Annotated in this window: 4 protein-coding genes; 2 read left to right on the forward strand and 2 right to left on the reverse strand. The window is 37.5% G+C overall.

Annotated elements, in window-relative coordinates:
* Window positions 1–66: 66 nt before the first annotated feature.
* On the reverse strand, window positions 67–231 hold the full coding sequence (locus MNV_RS19610) for a hypothetical protein (RefSeq protein WP_179293911.1): 165 nt from the start codon (window positions 229–231) through the stop codon (window positions 67–69).
* Window position 232: 1 nt separating this feature from the next.
* Entirely contained in the window at window positions 233–436 is a 204-nt protein-coding gene (locus MNV_RS09450; RefSeq protein WP_096205527.1) for a hypothetical protein, read from the reverse strand.
* A gap of 311 nt (window positions 437–747) precedes the next feature.
* Here MNV_RS09450 and MNV_RS09455 point away from each other — a divergent pair, with 311 nt between their 5' ends.
* Together MNV_RS09455 and MNV_RS09460 are read left to right on the forward strand one after the other, a co-directional pair.
* Window positions 748–984, forward strand: a complete 237-nt coding sequence (locus tag MNV_RS09455) for a hypothetical protein (RefSeq protein ID WP_096205529.1) — start codon at window positions 748–750, stop codon at window positions 982–984.
* 95 nt (window positions 985–1,079) lie between these two features.
* Window positions 1,080–2,258 carry a radical SAM protein gene (locus MNV_RS09460; RefSeq protein WP_096205531.1) on the forward strand — a complete coding sequence of 393 codons (1,179 nt, stop codon included), beginning with the start codon at window positions 1,080–1,082 and terminating at the stop codon, window positions 2,256–2,258.
* Window positions 2,259–2,309 lie beyond the last annotated feature (51 nt).

The raw sequence follows: 2,309 nt of genomic DNA on the forward strand, positions 1-2,309 counted from the left end.
GATATCCAACATCTGAAATTTGAAGGATATGTTTATGAGCCTAAGAACGGGGAGATACGATATGCATTATAGAGACTTTTCAAACGTTAATTTTGCCCCGAAGGGGCTTTCTTGAACGATTATTGTAATTCCATGTTCTCTGATATTTTGCATGAGCTTTGCGCTGTATTCATGGAACTCTTCGCCTTCAACTTCAGCATTTATGAACACACTGGCATCTATGCAATACATATTATCTTCTAGCTTCAGATACTAACTGCCAGCTTGGTTTTTTGCTCTTCCAGTCACGGGCTATTTCCTTGCCTACAGCGTGCAACTTATCCCAAGCCTTTGGATCTTTTTTCTCCATTGTTGCACCAAGTGTTCTACGCATGGCATTCAGTTCTGTTTCAAGAGCTTCTATTCGATTCTTAAGAATCTGTGTGGGATTTTCCATTCTTGCACCTGAATTATAATGGTGAACACAATATAAAATAGTTATCTGTTAAGAAACGATGGTGTTAACTTAATTGGTTTAACAACTAACTCGTGCGAACTCACAACGAACTCACTGTTAAACCTTGTAACAGGTTTAAACAAACCCAGCCCGGCTAATCATCGAGTCCGTATTAGTTCGTTGTTTGTAACTAAAGACTAATTCCAAAAATTGATAATGTATAACATCTCTTTCTTAAGTTAACAGAATCTCATAATGATACCATAGACTTATTAACTATTAGTGCATACAATTCTAAGGGTGAGATATTTATGGAGGACTTATCTTCTGAAGATATAGATATGATAGTAAAAAAGGTCTATGCAAAAATCTCTGAAGCTATGCTGAGCAGCGGGACTGCTGGGCCAACTAAGTGCCCAGAAGGTTATACACATGGATGCCCAAGTCAAACTGTGTTTGGATGTGATATAGGATCATTTGTGTGCAAAGGTAAAGGTTTCAAATGCTCCCCTCAATATGTAGGATTTGAAGGAATTGAAAGGATATAACGACCCAATATATTTATAAGTTGGGCAGAGGTAAAATTCAGCAGTAACGCAAACGAAGATTCATATCTTGATGGTAAGGTATCATGTAAGGTATCATGCAGAGAGATATAATAAATGAGATTAGCAGTACTTTATTAGACCCTGCTAACTTAACCTCTTTTTGCACGAGCTTAAAGGAAGAGTTCAATTATACTGCAGAAGATAGCAGAAGCCTCATTTATCAAGTAACTAAACAAATAAATGCAAAATTATTTCCCTCAATTACTGCGTTAGAGCTGACGGTGACAGAAGAATGTAACCTGGAATGCACATATTGCTTTGAGAAAGACATGACTGGACGCAAGAAGATGTCTCTCAAAGTAGCTCAAGCAGCGATTGATCTTCTATTTGATTATTCTCAGGAGGAGGAAGATCTGTATATAACTTATTTCGGTGGAGAACCGCTTCTAAACTTTCCTTTAATAAAATCTATTACTGAATACGTAGAGAAAAAGGAAGAACTCTCAAGGAAGAGAGTAGAATTCAGCATGACTAGTAATGGGGTACTCCTCAATGAGTCAATGGCAGAATACCTTGCAAGGCATAAGATAAAGGTCCTCTTAAGTATCGATGGATCTAAATTATCACATAATCTGTGCAGAGTAGATAAAAAAGGACGCGGCACCTTTGAAAGATCAATAAAAGGATTGGAAATACTTAAGAAATTTCAGCCGTGGATAGGAGTAAGGATGACTGTCGTACCTAATAATGTGCAAAGATTATTCGATGATGTAATAGAGCTTCACAATCTAGGCATAAACCAATTTATCATTTGCCATGTCACTGGAATAAAATGGTCTAAAGAGGATATTGAGTCCTTCGGTTTGCAGATGAGAAGAATAGCGCATTGGTATCGGGAAAAATCCAGCCAAGATCTAAGGATATCTGTGCTGGATGAGGAAGATGATGGATTAAGCTTTTTTGGTTGTCGTGCTGCCAGAAATAGCATATCTGTATCTGTTGACGGAGAGATATCTCCCTGTTCAAAAATTCTATCTTTAAATAATAAACGATTGTTATACAAGCTGGGCGATGTTGAATACGGCCTGATTAATGTTCTTAACAGAGCAGAGTTAATAAGCTGCTCAAAGCTTCGATCTGCTTGTAATGCGCTTCAGATAGCTGAAAGTTTCAGAGGAGGCTGCTTTGCAGCCAATTATGAGGATAATGGCAACATATTCCAGCCAAGTATTCAGGATCATATATTCTCATTACAATATCGGTCTATATCATGAAGACCATTACTAATGGCGACTATCTTGGTGAATCTAAGGCATTACCGAAAA

The sequence above is a fragment of the Candidatus Methanoperedens nitratireducens genome (assembly GCF_900196725.1).
In the GTDB taxonomy this organism is placed as follows: Archaea; Halobacteriota; Methanosarcinia; order Methanosarcinales; family Methanoperedenaceae; genus Methanoperedens; species Methanoperedens nitroreducens_A.